The 18,830-nt window shown below is 65.5% G+C and carries 15 protein-coding genes; 4 read left to right on the forward strand and 11 right to left on the reverse strand.

The features are described from left to right. Nucleotides 1-3: 3 nt before the first annotated feature. The gene (locus tag CKO40_RS11615) at nucleotides 4-549 is read left to right on the forward strand and encodes a hypothetical protein (protein WP_200346378.1); all 546 of its coding nucleotides are present in this window, start codon (nucleotides 4-6) and stop codon (nucleotides 547-549) included. A gap of 81 nt (nucleotides 550-630) precedes the next feature. After that, nucleotides 631-1,152, forward strand: a complete 522-nt coding sequence (locus CKO40_RS11620; protein ID WP_200346379.1) for a hypothetical protein — start codon at nucleotides 631-633, stop codon at nucleotides 1,150-1,152. 8 nt (nucleotides 1,153-1,160) lie between these two features. Here the strand turns inward: CKO40_RS11620 and CKO40_RS11625 are convergent, their stop codons facing one another. The 6 genes from CKO40_RS11625 to CKO40_RS11650 form a co-directional block, all read right to left on the reverse strand. Next, nucleotides 1,161-1,865, reverse strand: a complete 705-nt coding sequence (locus CKO40_RS11625; protein ID WP_200346380.1) for a hypothetical protein — start codon at nucleotides 1,863-1,865, stop codon at nucleotides 1,161-1,163. A 370-nt stretch (nucleotides 1,866-2,235) separates the two neighbouring features. Continuing rightward, complete coding sequence (locus CKO40_RS11630) at nucleotides 2,236-5,424, reverse strand: efflux RND transporter permease subunit (RefSeq protein ID WP_200346381.1); 3,189 nt, start codon at nucleotides 5,422-5,424, stop codon at nucleotides 2,236-2,238. Nucleotides 5,425-5,431: 7 nt separating this feature from the next. Beyond that, nucleotides 5,432-6,391, reverse strand: coding sequence for an efflux RND transporter periplasmic adaptor subunit (locus tag CKO40_RS11635; protein WP_200346382.1), 960 nt, complete (start codon nucleotides 6,389-6,391; stop codon nucleotides 5,432-5,434). 263 nt (nucleotides 6,392-6,654) lie between these two features. Continuing rightward, entirely contained in the window at nucleotides 6,655-7,488 is an 834-nt protein-coding gene (locus CKO40_RS11640) for a TetR/AcrR family transcriptional regulator (RefSeq protein WP_200346383.1), read from the reverse strand. A 290-nt stretch (nucleotides 7,489-7,778) separates the two neighbouring features. After that, the gene (locus tag CKO40_RS11645) at nucleotides 7,779-8,138 is read right to left on the reverse strand and encodes a response regulator (RefSeq protein ID WP_200346384.1); all 360 of its coding nucleotides are present in this window, start codon (nucleotides 8,136-8,138) and stop codon (nucleotides 7,779-7,781) included. Next, nucleotides 8,135-8,704, reverse strand: coding sequence for a PAS domain-containing protein (locus CKO40_RS11650; protein ID WP_200346385.1), 570 nt, complete (start codon nucleotides 8,702-8,704; stop codon nucleotides 8,135-8,137). Before CKO40_RS11650 ends, CKO40_RS11645 begins: the two co-directional genes overlap by 4 nt. 292 nt (nucleotides 8,705-8,996) lie before the next feature. Here CKO40_RS11650 and CKO40_RS11655 point away from each other — a divergent pair, with 292 nt between their 5' ends. After that, nucleotides 8,997-9,716: a hypothetical protein gene (locus CKO40_RS11655; protein WP_200346386.1), complete on the forward strand. Its 720-nt coding sequence runs from the start codon at nucleotides 8,997-8,999 to the stop codon at nucleotides 9,714-9,716. A gap of 156 nt (nucleotides 9,717-9,872) precedes the next feature. On the opposite strand, the gene CKO40_RS11660 is transcribed toward CKO40_RS11655, so the two are convergent. From CKO40_RS11660 to CKO40_RS11675, 4 genes are all read right to left on the reverse strand, one after another. Next, nucleotides 9,873-12,740, reverse strand: coding sequence for a glycoside hydrolase family 31 protein (locus CKO40_RS11660; RefSeq protein ID WP_200346387.1), 2,868 nt, complete (start codon nucleotides 12,738-12,740; stop codon nucleotides 9,873-9,875). A 215-nt stretch (nucleotides 12,741-12,955) separates the two neighbouring features. Beyond that, a complete protein-coding gene (locus CKO40_RS11665; protein WP_200346388.1) occupies nucleotides 12,956-13,699 on the reverse strand; it encodes an EF-hand domain-containing protein in 744 nt (247 codons plus the stop codon). Between the two features lie 164 nt (nucleotides 13,700-13,863). Further along, nucleotides 13,864-14,538, reverse strand: coding sequence for a potassium channel family protein (locus CKO40_RS11670; RefSeq protein WP_200346389.1), 675 nt, complete (start codon nucleotides 14,536-14,538; stop codon nucleotides 13,864-13,866). A 98-nt stretch (nucleotides 14,539-14,636) separates the two neighbouring features. Next, nucleotides 14,637-16,109: a TrkH family potassium uptake protein gene (locus CKO40_RS11675; RefSeq protein WP_200346390.1), complete on the reverse strand. Its 1,473-nt coding sequence runs from the start codon at nucleotides 16,107-16,109 to the stop codon at nucleotides 14,637-14,639. 433 nt (nucleotides 16,110-16,542) lie between these two features. Between CKO40_RS11675 and CKO40_RS11680 the strand changes: the two genes are divergently transcribed. Further along, nucleotides 16,543-17,265, forward strand: a complete 723-nt coding sequence (locus CKO40_RS11680) for a HAMP domain-containing histidine kinase (RefSeq protein ID WP_200346391.1) — start codon at nucleotides 16,543-16,545, stop codon at nucleotides 17,263-17,265. A 375-nt stretch (nucleotides 17,266-17,640) separates the two neighbouring features. On the opposite strand, the gene CKO40_RS11685 is transcribed toward CKO40_RS11680, so the two are convergent. Next, nucleotides 17,641-18,480: a BON domain-containing protein gene (locus CKO40_RS11685; protein WP_200346392.1), complete on the reverse strand. Its 840-nt coding sequence runs from the start codon at nucleotides 18,478-18,480 to the stop codon at nucleotides 17,641-17,643. Nucleotides 18,481-18,830: the final 350 nt, after the last annotated feature.

Consider the following 18,830-nt stretch of genomic DNA (forward strand, 5'->3'; position numbering starts at 1 on the left):
TTCGTGAATGCCAATGACGAGCAAGCGCTCGACCAGGCCATGGAACGGTTCGCTGGTCTGATCAAACGCATCGATGCGCGTCAAAGCCGGATCGAGGCGCGAGTTGCGCTGCTCTACCAGCTGCTGTTCGGGGCCGTGATCGTGCTGGTCGCGTCCCTGTCGTTCCTGACCATCATCCTGTCGAGGCAGATCCCGGATGCCACCGCTGCCGTGACCGGGCTCAATGAGCACTTCGCGCAGGTTGCCGACCACATGGACGCGATGGAGCGCTCGGTCCGGGTGATCGATCAGGGGGTCAGCGAACTGCCTGAGGTCATCCGCCATGTCGACCAGATGCACGGCGGGGTCGCGTTCATGTCCCAGGACGTCACCGAGATCGCCGGTGCCATCGGTACGATCGATGCCAGCATGGGGACGATGACCACGAGCCTAGCCGATATGCGCCAGTCGTTTCAGGTGATGGAGCAAACGGTGCAGCGAATGGGCCAGGATGTGAACCACCTCTCCCAGCCGATGCGCATGTTCAACTGGATGAATCCGTTCCGCTGAGTCGGGCTGGCCAGCACTCGCTGAAGCTGTGTGCGCGGCCGGGTCCGGCGCCGGCGGGTCGCCCCCGTAATCGAGGCTGCCATGATCGAGCGTGATCGAATCGATTCCCTGACCAACCTGCTGACCACCCTCGAGCATGACCTCGAACGCAGTGAGGAGGTGCGTGGGCGACAGCGGCGCGGTGTGACGGTCTGGGTGCGGATCATCGCGTTGCTGGTGGCTGGGCTTGCGCTCTCGAATCTCTACTTCGTCAACGACCTCACCGATGAGGTCCGGGTCGTGATCACCCGGATGCAGGAGATGAATGCGCTGTTCTCGCGCGTCTCCAAGCGCATGGACGGGATGCAGGCGGAGGTGGCCGCGATCGAGCACAATGTCCTGCTGATGCCGGTGGTGTCCGAGCAGATGCGCGAGATGGCCGCGCACGTGCTCGCGATGGAGCACGCGGTCTCAGCGATGCATGGATCGACCGAAGGCCTGAGCGATTCGGCTAGGGTGATGGAGCGCAACCTGCGGGACATCTCGGCCCGTTTTCACGGCCTGAATCGCAGCGTCGGTGCGATGGGGGTGGACGTCAACCAGATGGGACGGCCGCTGCCCTAGGTGGCGGTCTAACACTCGAACAACGGGATGCTGAGCTCGAAGATGCTCGCAAACGGAGAGAGTTCGCTCTCGTGCATCACCATCAACGTGTTCTCGGTCTGATGCTGCGGTCCGGGCGGGATGACGATCGCGAATTCGCCCTCCTCCAAATGGAACTCGTGGATCTCGCGATAGCCATCGCTCGCGGTCAATTGGCTTGATCGGTACGCGTCGTCTTCGCCATAGATGAGCCGATTGTAGACCTTGAACAGCGTATACAGGCTCAGGCCTCCGGGAAAGTCGGGCCAACGGGCAGGGGTTGAGCGGGTCTCCTCATCGATGTGCTGACCCGTCGCCTCGGCGGCAGCGATCGCGGCATTGAGCGGCTCGATCAGCAGCGAGTTGCCATTCGTCGGTAGCGGCTCCTGCTTCTCCCGAGCCGCCTCGAACGTCTCGCAGACGCGCTTGTAGTCGGCAAAGCTAGTCAGTGGATAGTCGATATGCTGAAGGTCCTCGGGCGCGAAACCGCCGTTCTCCCAGCCATGAATGACGCGCAGCACCAGATGCCCGCGATTCATCGGCCGAACCACGAGCACATGCAACATGATATGGATGTGCAGCAGACGTTCGATGCAATCGTTGGTAAAGGCCTGATAGGGCTCGGCGAAGATCCCATGCAGGCGCCCCTCGATGTGCTCGCGTGCTTCCCGCTCACTCCTGTCTCGTAGCGTCATGGTCGGTTCCAAAAAGGCGAATAGTGGGGTGATTCGTTGTTGAGAAGGTGTCACGCGGCGTTCCTCTGTCCAATGGGCGGACACTGGACCATCGAATGCTCAAAGGGGTGGACGAAGAGGCGATGAGGCGGGTCTTGCGATGCACCAGCGCAGCAGTTCATGCTTCCGATCGGGCCGGCTTTGACCATTCGCTGTAATAGAATGCGTGCATCAACGGCATAGCGTCTGCCGCTGGTAAAGTATCGACCGCCTGCTGCGGCTGTCAAGATTGGCGCATCGATCTTCAGCATCTGCAGCAGGGGTTCATCGTCTGGGTGTGACGGCCGTCTCAGATCCTTTGGGCGCTGATCGCGAATCAGCTCTCCTCGGCTCATGGACGAGCCAGTGCATCGCCGGTTGACCGGCGAAACAGGCGTTGCCAGCCGCGCTGGAGTTGCTCTCCGAGCACCAGCAAACAGGGCGTCAGCACCAGGGTCAACAGGGTCGCAACGCTCAGGCCGCCGACGATGGCGCTGGCCAGCTGCGTCCACCACTGCGTCGAGGGGGCGCCGAAGCTGATCGTTCGACCGAGTAGGTCGATGTTCATCGACAGGACCATTGGCATGAGTCCGAGCACTGTCGTCAGCGCGGTTAGGAAGACCGGCCGCAACCGGCGGCGACCGGTCTCGAGAGCGGCATCGACCGCCCCCTTTGCGCGGCTATCAGGACGATCTTTGCCTTCGCCGCTGCCCTCGTCATCGCCGAGGCGGCCTTGGCCGCGAATCCGGTTATAGGTGTCGATCAGCACGATGTTGTTGTTCACGACGATGCCGGCCAGTGCGATGATCCCGAGGCCGACCATCACGATCCCAAACGGCTGGCCGGTGATCAATAGCCCTATCAAGACCCCAGCCGTCGAGAAGACGATCGCAGAGAGCACCAGCAGCGCCTGATAGAGGCTGTTGAACTGGGTCACCAGCACCAGCGCCATCAGAAAGATCGCGCCGCCGAAGGCCTGACTCAAAAAGCGCGCTGCCTCGCGCTGGTCCGCATCCTCGCCCTTGAAACGGAGCTCGACCGCCGGGTCGAGCTCGGTTTTGGCGAGGGCCTGACGCAGCCGTTTCAACTGGCTGTCGACGAGCTGTCCCTCCTCGACGTCGGCCTGGATCGTGATCGCCCGGCGGCCGTCGACCCGATGCAGGGTCCCGACCTTGGGTGCCGGCGTCACCTCGACGAAGTTGCTGATCGGGACCATGCCGTTCGCGGTCGGCACGGTGAGGCTGTCGAGCTGGCCGAGATTGCGCTGATCAAACGGGAAGCGCACCCGGATGTCGACCTCGTCGTCGCTGTCGTCCGGCCGGTACTCGGAGACCTGAATCCCCTGAGTGACCATCTGCACGGCGTTGCCCAAGACGGCGACATTGGCGCCGTAGCGGGCAGCGCGCTCACGGTCGACCTCGAGCCGCCACTCGATGCCGGGCAGCGGGCGATCATCCTCGACGTCAGCGAAGCCGCCGAGCTGCTCGATGATCCTGCGCACCCGCTCCACCGCCGGCGTGATCCGCGTCGTATCGCGTGCGCTGAGCTCGATCTGGATCGGCTTGCCTTCGGATGGACCCCCTTCGGCCTCGCGGGTCTCGACCCGGATACCGGGGATATCGGCGGTGCGCCGACGGATCTCCTCAAGGATCAGGTCTGCTGGGCGGCGCTGATCCCAGTCGACGAATTCGAGCTGGATGGTTCCGATGACGTCCTCGGTGCCGCCGCCTTGGCCGGCGGCGCTGTTATACGAGCGGGCATAGACCGCGGCGAGCTCCGGCATGTCCAGGATACGCGCCTCGACCTGGCGCACGATGCGGTCCTTCTCGCGGATCGAGAGGTCGCCGCGCGCATGCACCTGCACCAGCGCCAGCTCGGGCTCGACCTCGGGGAAGAACTCGACGCCCTTGCCGAACTGGAAATAGGCTGCGTAGGAGCCGATCAGCACCAGCACCGCCACCCCCAGGGTCTTGGCCGGGTGTCGCAGCAGGCGGCTGAGCAGCGCCAGATAGAGGCGGGTGATCAGGCCGTCGTCGTCGGACGGGATCGGCTCTGAGGCACGGCGGCCGCTGATGGCCTGCCCGAGCGCTTGCCCCAGCACTGGCACGAAGATCAAGGCCATCGTCAGCGAGGCCGAGAGTGCGATCAGCACCGTGATCGGGAGGTACTTCATGAACTCGCCGACCAGCCCGGGCCAGAATAGAAGCGGAAAGAATACCGCCAGCGTCGTCAGCGTGGATGCGGTGACGGGCCAGGCCATGCGCTTGGCGGCGCCGGCATAGGCGGCTGCAGGCGGCTGGCCATCGGCCAAGCGCCGATCGGCGAGCTCGGTGACGACGATGGCACCATCGACCAGCATCCCGACGACCAGGATCAGACTGAATAGGACGACGATATTGATCGTGAAGCCGAGCGCGTGCAGCACCAGGATGGTCGCCAGGAATGAGCCGGGGATCGCGATCCCGACTAGCATGGCCGAGCGCGGTCCGAGTGCGGCGATGATCACGATCATCACCAGCAGGATCGCCGAGATCACATTGTTCTGCAGGTCGCCGAGCATCTCCCGGATCTGGTCCGACTTGTCTTGCATGTAGGCGACCTGGAGGCTCGCCGGCCATTGCGCGCGCTCGGCCTCGACGACCTCGCGCACCTGGGCGATGGTCTCGATGATGTTGGCGCCGACGCGCTTCTTGACCTCGAGCGTGACGGCCGGCTGGCCGCCGACCCGCGCGAAGCCCTGCGGGTCCTTGAAGCCGCGCCGGACGCTGGCGACGTCGCCGAAGGTCACGACCCGATCGTCGGCAACCTTGACCGGCATCGACAGCATATCGTTGAGGTCCTCGATCACCCCCGGGACCTTGAGCACCAGCCGGCCGGCCCCGGTGTCCATCGCACCCGCGGCGACCAGCCGGTTGTTGCTGCTGATCAGATCGAACAGCTCCGCATAGCGGATACCATAGGTCTGCATCACCGCCGGGTCGACGATGACCTCCATCAACGCCTCCCGGTCGCCGCCGATATCGACCTCGAGCACGCCGCTCAGCGCCTCGATCCGATCCTTGAGGTCGCGGGCCATCTGGACCAGCCCACGCTCCGGCACCGGTCCGGACAGGGCGACGGTCAGCACCGGGAACAGCGCGATGTTGATCTCATGGACACTCGGCTCGTCGGTCGTTGCCGGGAGCTCGCTGCGGGCGATATCGACCCGCTCGCGCACATCGGCCAGTGCCTGCTTGCTATCGAAGCCGGCCGCGAACTCGAGCTGCACCGACGCCTGTCCTTCGCGCGCGGTGCTCGTCATCTCTTTGACGCCCTCGATCGACTGCAGCTCCTTCTCCATCGGCCGCACGAGCAGCCGCTCGGCGTCCTCGGGCGAGATCCCGTCGTGGGTCATCGAGACATAGATGATCGGCACCTTGACGTCGGGCTCGGCCTCCTTCGGGATCGCCTGATAGGCGCCGACACCGGCCGCCAGCACGAAGACCAGGATCAGCAGGACCGTGCGGCTGCGGGAGAAGGCGAGATCGATCAGACGGCTCATGCGCGGTCTAGGTTTGGTCCTGGAGCGTTGATCCTGGGGCAGCAGTCACCGGGTCGACCCGCTCGCCCTCGGTGACGAACCCCTGTCCCTGGGTGATGATCCTTGCGGTCATCGGCAGACCAGAGACCCAGACCCCGTCGATCTGAGTGCGGACCAGTGAGATCGGATGGAAATGGACCCGATCGTCGGTATCGACCGTGCGCACGCCAATCCGGCCTTGGTCGTCCAGCGTGAGCACTGCCGGGGAGACGAAGTGCCCGCGCTCTTCGCCGACCTTGATGCTGAGCTCGGCACTGACACCGCTTCCCAACGCCCGGTCGGGATTCGGGATCTCGGCCTCGACCCGGAAGCTGCGTGTTTGCGGGTCGGCGACACGCGCGACATAGGTGAGCTTGCCTTCGGCGCGGGAGCCGTCGAGCAGCTTGACGACCACTGCTTGCCCGAGTTGCAGGGCGCTCGCGCTCTGCTGCGGTACATGGCCGACCGCCTTGAGACGGCTGTTGTCGACCAGCTCCAGCACCGGGTCGCCGCGTTGGAGCAGACTTCCGAGCTCGACCTCACGCGTCTCGACCACACCGCCGAAGGGTGCCCGGATCTGCAGCCGGTCGAGATCGACCCGCAGCCGCGCCAGCTCGGCCTCGGCCGTCGCCAGTGCGGCTTGCGTGGATTTGATCTGGGTGCGCGCCTGCATACCCTGGCTGCCGAGCTTCTCGGAGGCGGTCAGCTCGAGTCGGCGCGCGGCCACCTCGGCCTCGGCGCGGGCCAATTGCTCCGGCCGGTCGTCCTCCGCCAGCTCCACTAGCAGCTCGCCAGCCTCGACCAGCGCCCCCTTCTCGACGGGTAGCCCGATCACCTGACCCTCGGTCTCGGCGCGCAGCGTCACCCTCCGCTCGGGCTCGATCTCGCCTTGGACGACGATCTCGCGGTCGATACGCGACGCCTGGCTCTCGGTGACCAAGACCGACATCCGCCGCTCCGGCTCGCTTGCAGCGGAAGAGGGCGGGGTGGGCTGAGTGCTGCGGGAGGCGCCGACGAAGGTCCCACTCAGCATCCAGAGCACCACCGCAAGGGTGAGCCCGAGCGACAGCGCCCACGAGCGCCGTGTCCGCCGGTTCGTTGGCCGCCGTTCTGGCCCTTGGTCTGGTCCTTGGTCTGGCCTTTGCTCTGGCCTTTGCTCTGGCAGGGGATCTGACTGCTGAGCCTGCCGGGATGCCGGGTTCAAGATGCGTTTCATCGCTGTCCAGTCTCCTGTCCTTGTTCACAAGTGCTTGAGAAGCGTTTGGGTTCAGCGTAACGGCCCACGAGCGCTGCGATCACGAAGTCCCTCACGGCCACGATCACGGTCTCCTTATCGCCGAGCGGGCACCAGTCCTCGGATGACCAGATCATCGCGATCGCACCCTTGAACGCGGCGCTGATCCCGAGCATCAGGTGATCGACTGGCCTCGGCTCGATCAGGCCCTGCTCCATCCCAGACTCCAGGATCGGCGAGGCCCAGGCCATGAAGGCGTGATCCAGCTCAAGGAAGTCCTGTTGCCAGCGCTGGTCGGCACGCTCCTTGAAATCGATGCGATCGCAATAGGCGACGACATAGCGGTACTCGCGGTGGTCCGCGTGATACCGGAGCGCACGCTCGACCGCGGTGCGGAGCTGTTCCAACGGGCTCGCTGGAGGGCTTCCTGGTGGGCTCGTTGGCGGGCTCGTTGGCGGACTCGTGGACTGCCTCCCTGAAGCGCCTTCGACGGGGCTTTCTGGGAGCTGGAGACCCGTTGACGGGCCGCCGGACAAGCGCTCCGGTAGGCTGATGGGCGCGTACTCAGCCGGTCGCTCAGTGCGCAGGATGTCCAGCAGGCCGCGATAGAAATCCATCATCAGTCGGAACAGCAGCTCGTCCTTGCTGGCGAAATGCTTGTACAGGGTGCCTTTGCCGACTTCCGCACGGCGCGCGATCTCGCTGACGGTCACGGTCTCCCAGTCCGGGGTCGAGCAAAGCTCAAGGGCGGCCGCCAGGATCTCGCGCTCACGGTTCACGAACTGACGCTGTTTTCGATCCTGCAACGGCATCGGATATCCCACTCGACTCGAGATTCATGACCTACGGTCAAATTATGACTATTGGTCACAAACAATTCAAGCGGCTGTTTGATCGACGGCGAAGGAAGCGGGTCAGCGGCAGGCAGGGACGGGCTCGGCGCGGCACCTTTGTGCGCGTCAGCGGGTTCAGTGGATGCTCAACGAGCGTGTCAGGGCCGCGGTAATGACCGAGAGTCAGGGCAGAAGCAATGCTCCGGGAGTGTGCCGGTTTAAGGTTCTGACCCTGAGTGACTGCGCATCGAAGACGCTCCGCATCCCCTTCAGGCGCAGGCCCGCTCGATGAGCGTATCGACATCGGCGAACGAGAAGGGTTTCTCGAGGACCGCGGTCACATCGAGTCGCGCGAGCCGTTCGCTCTCCTTCTCGCGCAGCTCAGGAAAGCCGGTGATGACCAGTGCGCCAAACCGGTGCTGCTTCTCGCGCAGCCGCTCGAGCACATCCATCCCATCTCGCTCAGGCAGCACCATGTCCATCACGACTAGGTCATACGCGTCGCGATCACAGAAGATCTCCGCCAGACGCCCGTCGAAGGCGGCAACAGCCTGATGCCCGCGTTCGATCAGATGGTCCGCAAGGATGGTCGCGAGCAGCCGGTTGTCGTCCACGACAAGGATTTTCATGAGGTACTCTCTCCGGCCAGCAGCCGGTCTTTACAATCAGGACAGATTCCGTGACTGATACGTGGCATGCCGTCGGCGACGAAGAGACGGAGCTTGATGACGGCTTGCTCGATCTCGACCCAGCTCTGCTCGGCGAGCACCGCTTTGCACCAGCTGCACATCGACAGGACATCCTCAGGCGGCGAGGGCGGTCGCGGAGGGTGGATCAGTGCGACGGGTGGTCGCGGCTCCTCATGGAGCAGCTCGCTCGCGAACTCGATCTCCTCGCTTGCCGGCAGCCGATGCATGCGCATCTGCATCCAGCGTCGCCTGTCGGGTGCATCGCAGCGGTAGCCGAACCGAATCGCACGGCCGGACGCGCAGACGCGCTCGATCAGCTGCGCATAGATGTGCTGGGTCTCCTCGTCGCTGATGGCGTCGATCAGCGCTTGTCCGAGCACCAGCGTCCGGCTCGTCTCGTAGCCGTTGTTCGATGCAAAGGCGAGCCAATGGTCATTGACGAAGCTGATCCGTCCGTCCGCATTGATCCGGTGCACGCAGCGGGGGCGATCGGCCTGCTCAGTCATCGCTTAGGGTCCTCTCGGCAGGCGCTGGGTGGCTGGTTATCGGGGTAAACAAGGTGCCCTGCCAGCCCTGGAGGCTCCTGAGTCCCTGAGGGGCGTGGGCAGACACCAGTTTGTTGCAGTGCGCGGGAGCGCGGCTGGGAACGGCCGCAAAACAGCGTCTTCCTCTTCAATAAGCGTAGCAGAGCCTCAGCATCTCGCCAGCCGAGGCCGGCTCGGATCTTGGTATAGTCGAGCGCGTTGGTAGCCCAGCTGCGTTGGAGAACCGCCACGCGTAATCGATGCCGAGGGAAATGTGTCAGAGCTGCATCCCACCCGGGACTTGCTGCCGGGCCTCGAATGCTACGGCCAGAACGAGATCTTCGAATTGGCGCGGGACGATACCGCCTTGGTGGGAGTGCTCGCCCGCTTCATGCCCGACGATGCAGAGTCGACGCGCCAGGTGAGCCAGGTACGCAAGGCGCTGGCAGACAATGCGGAGCGGTTGGCGCGGACGCTGTCCAGGCAGGATGAGCTCGAGCAGGATTTGACGCGGTTGCCGAAGCTCAACGAGCAGGTCGCGCAGTTCAAGGCCCTTGGCATCGAAGCGAAGTTGAAACAGGTGCTTTTAGTGGAGAAAGAGCGTCAGCTCAAGCCGCAGCTCGCCGAGGAATGGGAGCGGGTTGAGAGCGCACTGCAAACCTTTGAGGCGGAGCTGCCGGATCTGACCTTTCTAAGCGATACCGCGCTCGACGGTCTCCCCCATGCAGAGGTACTGCGCCGCGGGCGGGCTCTACTGGACGGCATTAGGACCGGGGCTGCGAACGCGGTGGAGCAGTTGCGCGGCCAGCTCGACCGTGCGAAAGACGATGTTGCTGCGTTGACCAGGGATCTGGAGCAGGGGCTGGACGCCGCCGAGCGGGGCCTAGAGGCGGAGTTCGCGAAGCTCCGCTCGCGGCATGGGCGTGCGGACCAAGATCATCCCGCTGCTGCAGGCGCACAACGGCCTGCCCCCGGAGTTCGAGGCGACGGATGACTACCTGAGGGTGCGGATGTTCCGCGCTAACGCTCATGGCACGATGCCACCCCGGACGACGAATCTCGCGTGATTCACGGCAAGCCACAGCCCAGCGTGACGACAGGCACCGAACCGGCATATCGTGGGTCTTCGGGTTGGGGCGGCCGGCGCTGTTTATTCGAGGCTCAGCTCATGCGGCTTGCCATCATCGACGATGGCAAGCACCGCCTCGCTGCTCACCTGATCCCACCTCCAGTCGAACCATGTGACACCGTCGAGCAGAACTTGCTCGGGGCATTGCGTCAAGTGCAGCCGGAGCAAGAGCTGGCGCGGCTGAGGCCGCCAACCGCCCCTGCGCGGGCCGAGCGTTATTGCAGCTCTGGTACGGTCGACTGCGACACCCACCGGCGTCTCCGCGAGATCGCCACTGGCATAGCCCCAGCCGTCGCCGGCGTCTTCGATCAGGGTCCAAGAGCCGGCAGCTCCGTTCCCCGGATAAACATCCAGGGTCAGCTCGGTCAGCGGGTCGCGGGTCGATTGCCGCACCGGCCCGAGCGTCAGACAACTGCCGCCGCGTACCAGGATGGGCATGCGCCCGGGTGGCGCTGGCAACCGGCAGCGCCGATCTCTCGCATTGCGATCTGCGTCGTTATCGTCTACCTGCGTCTGACCCTCGGGGTCGAGCCGTCTGCCGGTATGGAAGTCATACCAGATGCCGGGCGGGAGCTGGACACTGCGCTCGCTGACCCCGGGCTCACAGACCGGCGCGATCATCAGCAGCGGGCCGACCATCAGTTGGTCGTCGATCGCGTGCAGGCCGAGCTCGTCTGGGAAGTCATAGAGCAGCGGGCGCAGGATCGGCTCGCCGGTCCGGTGCGCGCGATGTGCCAGGGTGTAGAGATAGGGCAGGAATCGGTAACGCCGCTCGAGCGCGGTCCGCGCGACGGCCTCGGTATTCTCCCCGAATGCCCAGGGCTCTTGCGGCGGGCTCCCGTAGTAGGCGTGTGCGCGCATGAATGGATAGAAGGTCCCGACCTCGATCCAGCGCGCGAAGAGCTCACTGTCGCAGGCGCCATAGAAGCCGCCGATATCGACGCCGACATGCGGCGAGCCGCTGAGGCCCATGCTCGCGAGCTGCGGGAGGCTTGCGCGAAGGTCGGCCCAGCTGGAGGCATTGTCACCCATCCAATTGACCGCCCAGCGCTGCGCGCCGATCGTGGCCGAGCGCGTCAGCACCCAAGGCCGGCGTTGCGGACGCAGCCGTCGCAGGCCCTCATGGGTCGCGCGTGCCATCAGCAGCCCATAGAGGTTGTGGGCCTCGGCGTGGCTCGTCTCGGCCTCGTCGCCCTGTGCCGCATCCAATGGGATCGTGAGTGCCGCGGCCCCCGACACCTCGAATGGCCGATCGACGATCGCGGGCTCGTTCATATCGCACCAGACGCCGTCGACACCGACGTCGAGCAGGCCGGCGTGCAGGTCGCCCCACCAGCGGCGCGTCTCCGTTCGGCAGAAATCCGGGAAGACTGATTCACCGGGCCAGACGTAGCCAGTGAAGAGGGCGCCATTCGGCCGGCGGATGAAATGGTCACCCTGCAGGCCGGTCGCATAGACTGGATAGCCCGTGCCGACCCGGCGCTGACTGGCCGCGTCGGCCTCCCCGGTCAGGCTCGAGCTGCCTTTGGCCGCCAATTGCGGATCGCGGGGCTTGCCGTTGCCCGGTCTGCCGGGACAGCCTATTCGAGGATCAGCGGGATCAGCGGGATCAGCGGGATCAGCGGGATCAGCGGGATCAGCGGGATCAGCGGGATCAGCGGGATCAGCGGGATCAGCGGGATCAGCGGGATCAGCCGAATGGCGGGAGACGCCAGGGTCGCTGAGGTGCGTGCGTTCGGTCTCGGACTCACGCTTGACGCCCGGGTCGACGATGGTGACCGCGCGGATGTCCCGCTCATGCAAGGCATTGATCGCCTCGTGCGGCCTCGGGAAGCGCTCGCGATCCCAGCTGAAGACGCGAAAGCCGTCCATGTAGTCGATATCGAGATGGATCGCATCGATCGGGATGCGCCGCGAGCGGAAGCCGTCGGCGATTGCTTGGATCTCAGCGGCGCTGCGGTAGCCCCAGCGCGACTGGTGATAGCCGAGCGCCCACAGCGGCGGCAGGGCGGGCCGGCCGGTGAGCCTTGTGAGCTGCTCGACGACCGCCGCGGGGGTCGGGCCGGCGAACAGGTAGTAGTCGAGCTCGCCGCCAAGGGTGAACAGGCCGAGCCGGTCGGGCTGCTCGGCGCCGAGATCGAAGTGGCTGTACCAGCTCGAGCCGAGCATTAGCCCCCAGGCGAGGCCGGGCCGCAATCCGAGCAGCACCGGATGCGATTGGTAGAGGCAGCCGTCGATCAGACCCAGCCCTGGCGAGTTGATGTCGGTGGTCCAGTGCGCCAGTCGCTGACCGCGGCGGTTCAGCGGCCCGAGGCGTTGCCCGCAGCCGAACAGGCCCTCCTCGGGGTCCAATGTCTTCTGCAGCCAGACGCCGGTGCGGGCCGGGCCGGCCGGCCAGGTTGAGTCGGCTTGCTGGGCCAGCGCAGCAGCAAGCGCTGGGGCGATGGCCGGGACCTCATCCCGCTCCAGCTGGCGCCAGCGCACTGCGCCGAGATCGCTCGCATAGGCTAAGCCCTCCGGGCTGACAGGCGAGATCGCGCCGGATTCGAGATCGAGTCCCGCCTGCAGCCGGTCGGTCTTCAGATGGACCAAGCCGTCTCGCTCCTCGGCCGTTAGCCGGCCGGCGCTCAGCGCCGGCGCCTGCTCCCAGCCCTGCTGGCAGCCCTGCTGGTAGCCCTGCTGGCGGCCCTGCTGGTGGCCCTTCTGGCAGCTCGCCTCAGCCGCGAGCTGTCCGGTCGGTGCAACGCGAACGCGCAGGATGTCGTCGGCGATCGCCTCGACGCGTGTCAGCGCCTGTCCGTGCTCGGCGATGATCGCCCTTGGGCTTGCCTCCGGCTCCGTCCGCCAGCGGCGAACGGGACCGGGGGTCGAAACGGCCTCATCCTGCATCGTTACCGCAGATCTCCCGGGATTCGTCGCCCGCGGTGCCAGCGTGTGGAGTGCCAGCGCGTCGAGTGCCAGCGCGTGGAGTGCCAGCGTGTGATGGGCGTTTGCGCTGCACCGGCCTGGCTGCGCTGGCGGCCATCAACCTGTGGCGGCGTGCCATGAGCGTTACCGTGAATGACGCGGTATTCATCGTCCGGGGCGGCAGCGTGCCATGCGCGTTAGCGCTGCCTCATCTGCTGCTGCTGAAGCATATGCTGGCGCTGGGCGGTCGCGAATTCCTGCCGATCGAGCTGGCCGTCATCGTTTCGATCGATCGTCTCGAAGGACGGGGCATCGGCGAGGTTCCGCATCCGGTGCCCTTGCTGCGAGCGTTCCTTGATGCGCTCGGCCCGGCCCTGGGCGAGCTCATCCTCGCTGATGAAGCCGTCACCATTGGCGTCGAAGGATGAGAACGACGGCATCTGTCCGGCCATCCGCCCCATCCCGGGACCCTGTCCGGGACCGCCCATACGGCCCGGCCCCATGCCGTCCGGTCCCGTACCACCGGGGCCCATGCCAGCGCCCGAACCCATGCCAGCGCCGGGTCCCATACCGCCCGGTTCCATCCCAGCGCCGGGCGCCATGCCGCGACGGTTGTTCATGCGTTCCGCGCGGAAGCGCGCGAGCTCGTCCGGGGTCAGCTTGCCGTCGCTGTTCTGGTCGATCTCACTGAACGCCGGCGCGCTCTGGGCTCCGCGCATCGGTGCACCGGCGCCCGAACGGGCTCCGATGCGCTCGGCGCGCATCTCGTTGAACTCGGCCTCGGTGACGATGCCGTCGCCATCGCGGTCGAACTGGGTGAAGGGCGTGGGGCCCGGCATACCGGCGCCAGCGGAAGCTGGGTCCTGGCCGAGCACTGGCGCAGCCAGGCTCAGGCTCAGGAGCAACGTCATCGTGAACGGGATTGCTGGGAGCTGTCTCATTGCTGCCTCCTTCACTTGGGCTCGGGTGATAGGCTGCGGTTGCAGCCCTGATCGCTTCATTGTGGTCTATCTGTAGACGATTTTGTGCAGCAAATTTGAAGCCAGGTTGGCCCCGGTGCGACTCGGTGTGCCCAGGTCGTCTCAGGTGCGACCAGGTGAGCTGCTCAGTCGGCATTCAGCTGGTCGCCTGCCTCGCTGCGCTCGAACCGTTGCTCGAGCTTGGAAAGCTGCTGGTGGCTGGTGATCAGGATGATCTCATCGCCCGCCTTGATCGTCCTGACCTCCTGCGGCAGGTAGAACTGTTCGTTGCGGTAGAGGCAGACCACATGGGTGCGGTCCGGCAGATCGAGCTCACCGATCGGCCCCTTCTCGGTCTCCGACGCGGTCAGGCTGAAGATCGCTGCCTCGCCGCGGATAACCGATGACAGCTCCAGCGATTTAGCGCCCGAAAGCAGTTGCTTCAGATGGGCGGCGACCGCCCGGTTGGGCATCACGCTGTCCTCGAGGCCGAGCTCCGCGGCGATCCGTTGGAACTGCGGATCATTGACCCGTGGGACCACCCGGGCGAAGCCGAGTGAGCGTCCGATCAGACCGGCGAGGATATTGGTCTGATCGCTCTCCATCAGGCAGAAGAGCACATCGGTGTTCTCGGGTTCGGCGTCGCGCAGCACATCGGGGAGGGTGCCGTCGCCGTGCACGAATCCTGCGTCGAAGCGCTCGGACAGCTCGTCGATGCGCGCCCGATCGCGCTCGATGATGATCACCTCGTGTCCATCCTCGAGCAGAAGCTCGGCCGTGGACAGGGTCTGCGAGTTGCTGCCGATGAATGCGGCTCTCATGGCATGGCGGCCCTCATGGCATGGCGGCCCTCATGGGGCGGCCCTCATGGGATGACGGCCCAAATGGGATGACGGCCCAAATGGGGTTGCGACTGGGCTCAGACCTTGCGTCGGCGCGCGAGCCAAGTCGGCGGGTAGAGCACGACGAGCAGGGCGAGCACCTCCACACGGCCGAACAGCATGTCGGCGCAGAGCACGAGCTTCAGCGCTGCAGGGAGCTCGGTGCTGGTCAGCCCGGCCGAGAGCCCGGCGTTCGCGGTTGCCGAGACCACCTCGAACAGGCTCGCGAGCGGCGCTTGCCCATAGGCCAGGAAGATCAGCCAGGAGATTAGCAGCACCAGCATCCAGAGCGCGAGCAGCTGCAGGGTCGAGGCGACCATCGGCGGCTCGATGCGGCCACCGCCGACCTGCGCCTGCAGCACCGCGCGCTCGGCGATCGCGGTGCGGCGCAGCGCCAGCTGAATCAGCCGGATGATGATCAGCAGCCGGATGAGCTTGATCCCGCCCGCGGTGGAGCCGGTGCAGCCGCCGATGCTCATCGAGATCATCAGCACCACCTGCGAGGCCGCGGGCAGCTCGGCGACATCGAGCGTGCTGAACCCGGTATCGGTCTGTGCGGAGGCCCCAAGCGCGAGGCCCTGCGCGAGTGCCTGCGGCCAGGGTTGGGCCCCTGTCAGCCAGGACTCAGCAGCGAGCAGCAGCGCCGTGATCAGGATGGCCCCGACCAGAGCGAACAGCTCCGGCTCATGCTTGAGCGAGCGCAGACCGCGGTGCGGAAGTCTCGCATAGAGCGGCAGGCTGATCGCAGCGGCGACGGTGGTCAGCGAGATCGCGGTGACCGTGGCGCCCGATAGGCCGGCGAGGCTCTGATCGGAGGGGGCGAAGCCGCCCGTTGCGACAGCCGGAAGCGCGTAGAGCAAGGCCTCGAATGGCCCGAGGCCGGTTCCCCAGACCGCTGCGATCGCAACCAGCGTCAAAGCGCAGTAGACCGCGAAGACGCGACGCGCATGCGCCCGTGCGCCGGCGTCGGTGAGCTGCTCGCCGGTGGTCTCCAACAGCCGCCGCGCGCTGGCGTGATGACGCATGATCAGCGCGACCGTGAGCACGGCGATGCCCAACCCGCCGTACCACTGCATCCAGGCACGGAGGAAGAGCACGGCCGGATCGCTCTGGTCCAGCCCGCGCAGCACCGTGAGCCCGGTGGTGGTGATCCCGGACGTCGCCTCGAGTAACGCATCGATGCCGCCCAGGCCGGCCGCGGTCAAGGGCCAAACCATCACCAGCGCTGCGATGACGAACGCCAGGCCGGTGACCGCGAGCGCCTCGTTCCATTGGATGTCGCGTTCGCCCCCGCGCAGCGGGCGCAGCCGCGAGACCGGCCATCCAACGAGGAGCAATGCCCCGGCGGTGGCGGTGAGTCGCAGCGCCAGCTCGCCGCTCCCAGAGACCAAGGCCGCGAGCGCCGGGGGAACCGAAAGGGCCGCCAGGACGACGAGCAGCCGTCCCAACGTGCCCAAGACGACGCGCAGCCGCGCCGCGTGTATCAGGGTGCTCGCCGCGCGCTCGGTCATCATGATCCCCGGCGATTGCGTGGTCGGTTGCGCTTTGTAACATAGGGGCAAAAACACCAGGTCGGTGCGAAATAACCCGTCTGCTCGCTGCGACGCGCTGGACGCTCGTTGAACGCTCGCCTGCTCGGCGCGGTCGCAACCCCATGCAATGAATCCGTATGGACTTGGCCCGGCGGATGCTTATAGGGTAAGGCAAGAGCACGGTGCGCAGGTCCGCATGCAGTATGAGTCTCACGCGACAGCGTCGACAGCCGAGCGCGAGAGCGGGGTGCTCCGGCTTCAGAGCCTTGTAACACGACCAGCCCGCAGGTGTTTTCGCGGGCGAATGGTCTAAACCGCGTCCAGAGACAGAAACGTAATTTTTCCGCAGCAGGCGCGGTCAAAATTGCACATCCCAAACTGGACGCAGTGTAGATGGAGGAGAACCGAGTCTATGAGTGCGACCTCCAGCCCTCACAACAGTCATGGGAAGGCCGCGGCGGTCGATCTCGACCCGACGCGCGAGCGCCTGACTGAATTGGAGCGTCGATCGCTGCTGGCCGAGCAGGCGCGTCAGCATGCTCACAGCCTGCGCTCGCCGCTGAGCGTGATCGAGCTGATCACGGAAACGCTTCAGCTCGAGCTCGGCGAAGACAGAGAACGCGCTCAGCGGATACAGCGTGTGCTCGATGCGGTCTCGACCCTCTCGACCAACCTGATCCAGACCGTGCGCTCGAATCGATTCGCGGACGGTCCCAAGCGCCCAGTGGATGCGGCCGGGATGGCTGCTGAGGTGGTGTTGGCGTTCGGCGGACGTGTTGCTGACGGGGTGCCGTCGCAGGGTCAGCAAGCGGATGGGGATGGCTCCGCGGTCTGGGTCGACGAGCAGGGGTTCCAGGCTGCCCTCGTCCACCTGCTGCGACTGATCGGCGTCGGGCATGCCTGCAACGGGGTGTGCGCGCAGCAGCCGCTGCTCGAGGTCGAGCGGGACCAGGATGGCCAGCGACTCCGGCTACGGTTGACGAGCGAAGGCCGCTCGGACGACCCGGTCCCAACCGAGCGTGCCGACTACTGGCTGATGTTAAAGGCCGCTGAGCGCGTTGCGCGCGAGAATGATGGCCTGTTGGTCGTAGGGCTCGATCACGCGACCTTCGAGTTGCCGTTGGCGCACGACTGACAGCTGCCCAGCCCCGAGAAAATATTGTCTCGACTGATGTGATCCGGACATCAAGAAGCCGCCAGATACTGGAAATAGGTGGCTCCTCCGTCTGGATTGGTCCCGGCGGAACGATACCGTTTAGATCGTCTTAGATCGTCGCGGAGCGATCGCCCCGCGACAACTCGACCCCATCGCCGCTGCAGGCTGCTGATCTCGAGCGCCGAGAAGGCCATGCAGTGACCGTGAATCCCGCGGGATTCATCGTCCGGGAAGGCACCGCGCCATGAGCGTTATAGCCACCCGCCCTGGTTTCCGGACAGGCTGAGCCCATCGGTGCTGACTGTTCCGGGGCTTTCTGTCCGGCCATGAGGCGGAATGGCTATAGGCCCCCGGTCAGGCGGACCCTTTCACCTCGAGCTGGTTGTTCACCTGCTTGACGCCGTAGATGCTGCGTGCCTTGTCGCCTGCCAGCTTCTTCTGCTCGGCGCTGCGAATCTGCCCCTCGAGCGAGACCACGCCGTCATTGGTGCTGACGTTGATGTCGCCGTCCTTGATCGCGCTGTCGAACCGAAGTGAAGCGGTGACGCGGGTGGTGATCCAACCGTCGCTGATCTGATCCAGGGTCTGCGAGAGTAGGTCGGACGGCTGATCCGAGGGTGATGCTTCGGGCTCGATCTCGATCCGGTTCTCGACGCCGCGCACGCCTTGGGTATGCAACGCGATCTGCTCAGCGGCGCGCCGTTCGGCGGCGGTCGCCGCGGTACCCTGGAGTGTCACCGTCCCGTTGCTGGAATCGACATCGATATCGAGCCCGCCTGTCTGGCTGTTCCAAAGCAGCTGCAGCTGGACCCGGGTGGTAATGTTGGCGTCCTGGATCGTCCGGAACAGCTCGCCTTCCTGCTCGGGTCCCTGATTCGGGTCCACCTTGAGCCTGTCTTCGACCGTGCGGACCGAGCCCAAGTCGCGTGCGAGCTGTAATGCGAGCTGCTGCTGACTCTCGCTTGGCACCGTCCCATCGATGGTCACGACACCGTTCTCGGAGTCGACCTGGATATCGAACGGATTCAGATGCTCGTTGAGGCTATAGGCCGTGATCAGCCGCGACTCGATCCAGAGGTCCGATCCCGGCATGCGCTTGGCGGCATCCGGTAGCTCGGCTTCGGCGGCTGGAAGCTGCGCCATCGGGAGGGTGGCCAGGATCAGGGCCAGAGTGGTTTGCTTGCTGTGATGCATCATCAGGCTCCGTGGGTCGGTTGGTCTCATCGCCGCGCGCTATTGTGTCGCCCATCGAGCGCCGAGCCCTGCGTGCTCCGGATCGGTCGTGGCTCGAGCCGGCTGCGACCGGGGCTGGGCTCTCGGTCGGCGCGCTGAAACGGCGAACGCGTCTCGGTTGCCTAGAAGCAGCCGTTGTGCCAACACAGCTGTGATGACCTCTGCGAGTTGAGGCGATTCCCATGAGCCAGGTCCTTCCGCGAGAGGCTGAGCGTTGCGTGGGCGAGCATTGAGTACGGCCGCTCGGCATGGTGGTAATGCCCCGCCGCCTTGTGCCTTCTGACCCGGCGAGTGCAAAACAGCGGAAATCC

The sequence above is a fragment of the Halochromatium glycolicum genome, from assembly GCF_016584085.1.
GTDB lineage: Bacteria > Pseudomonadota > Gammaproteobacteria > Chromatiales > Chromatiaceae > Lamprobacter > Lamprobacter glycolicus.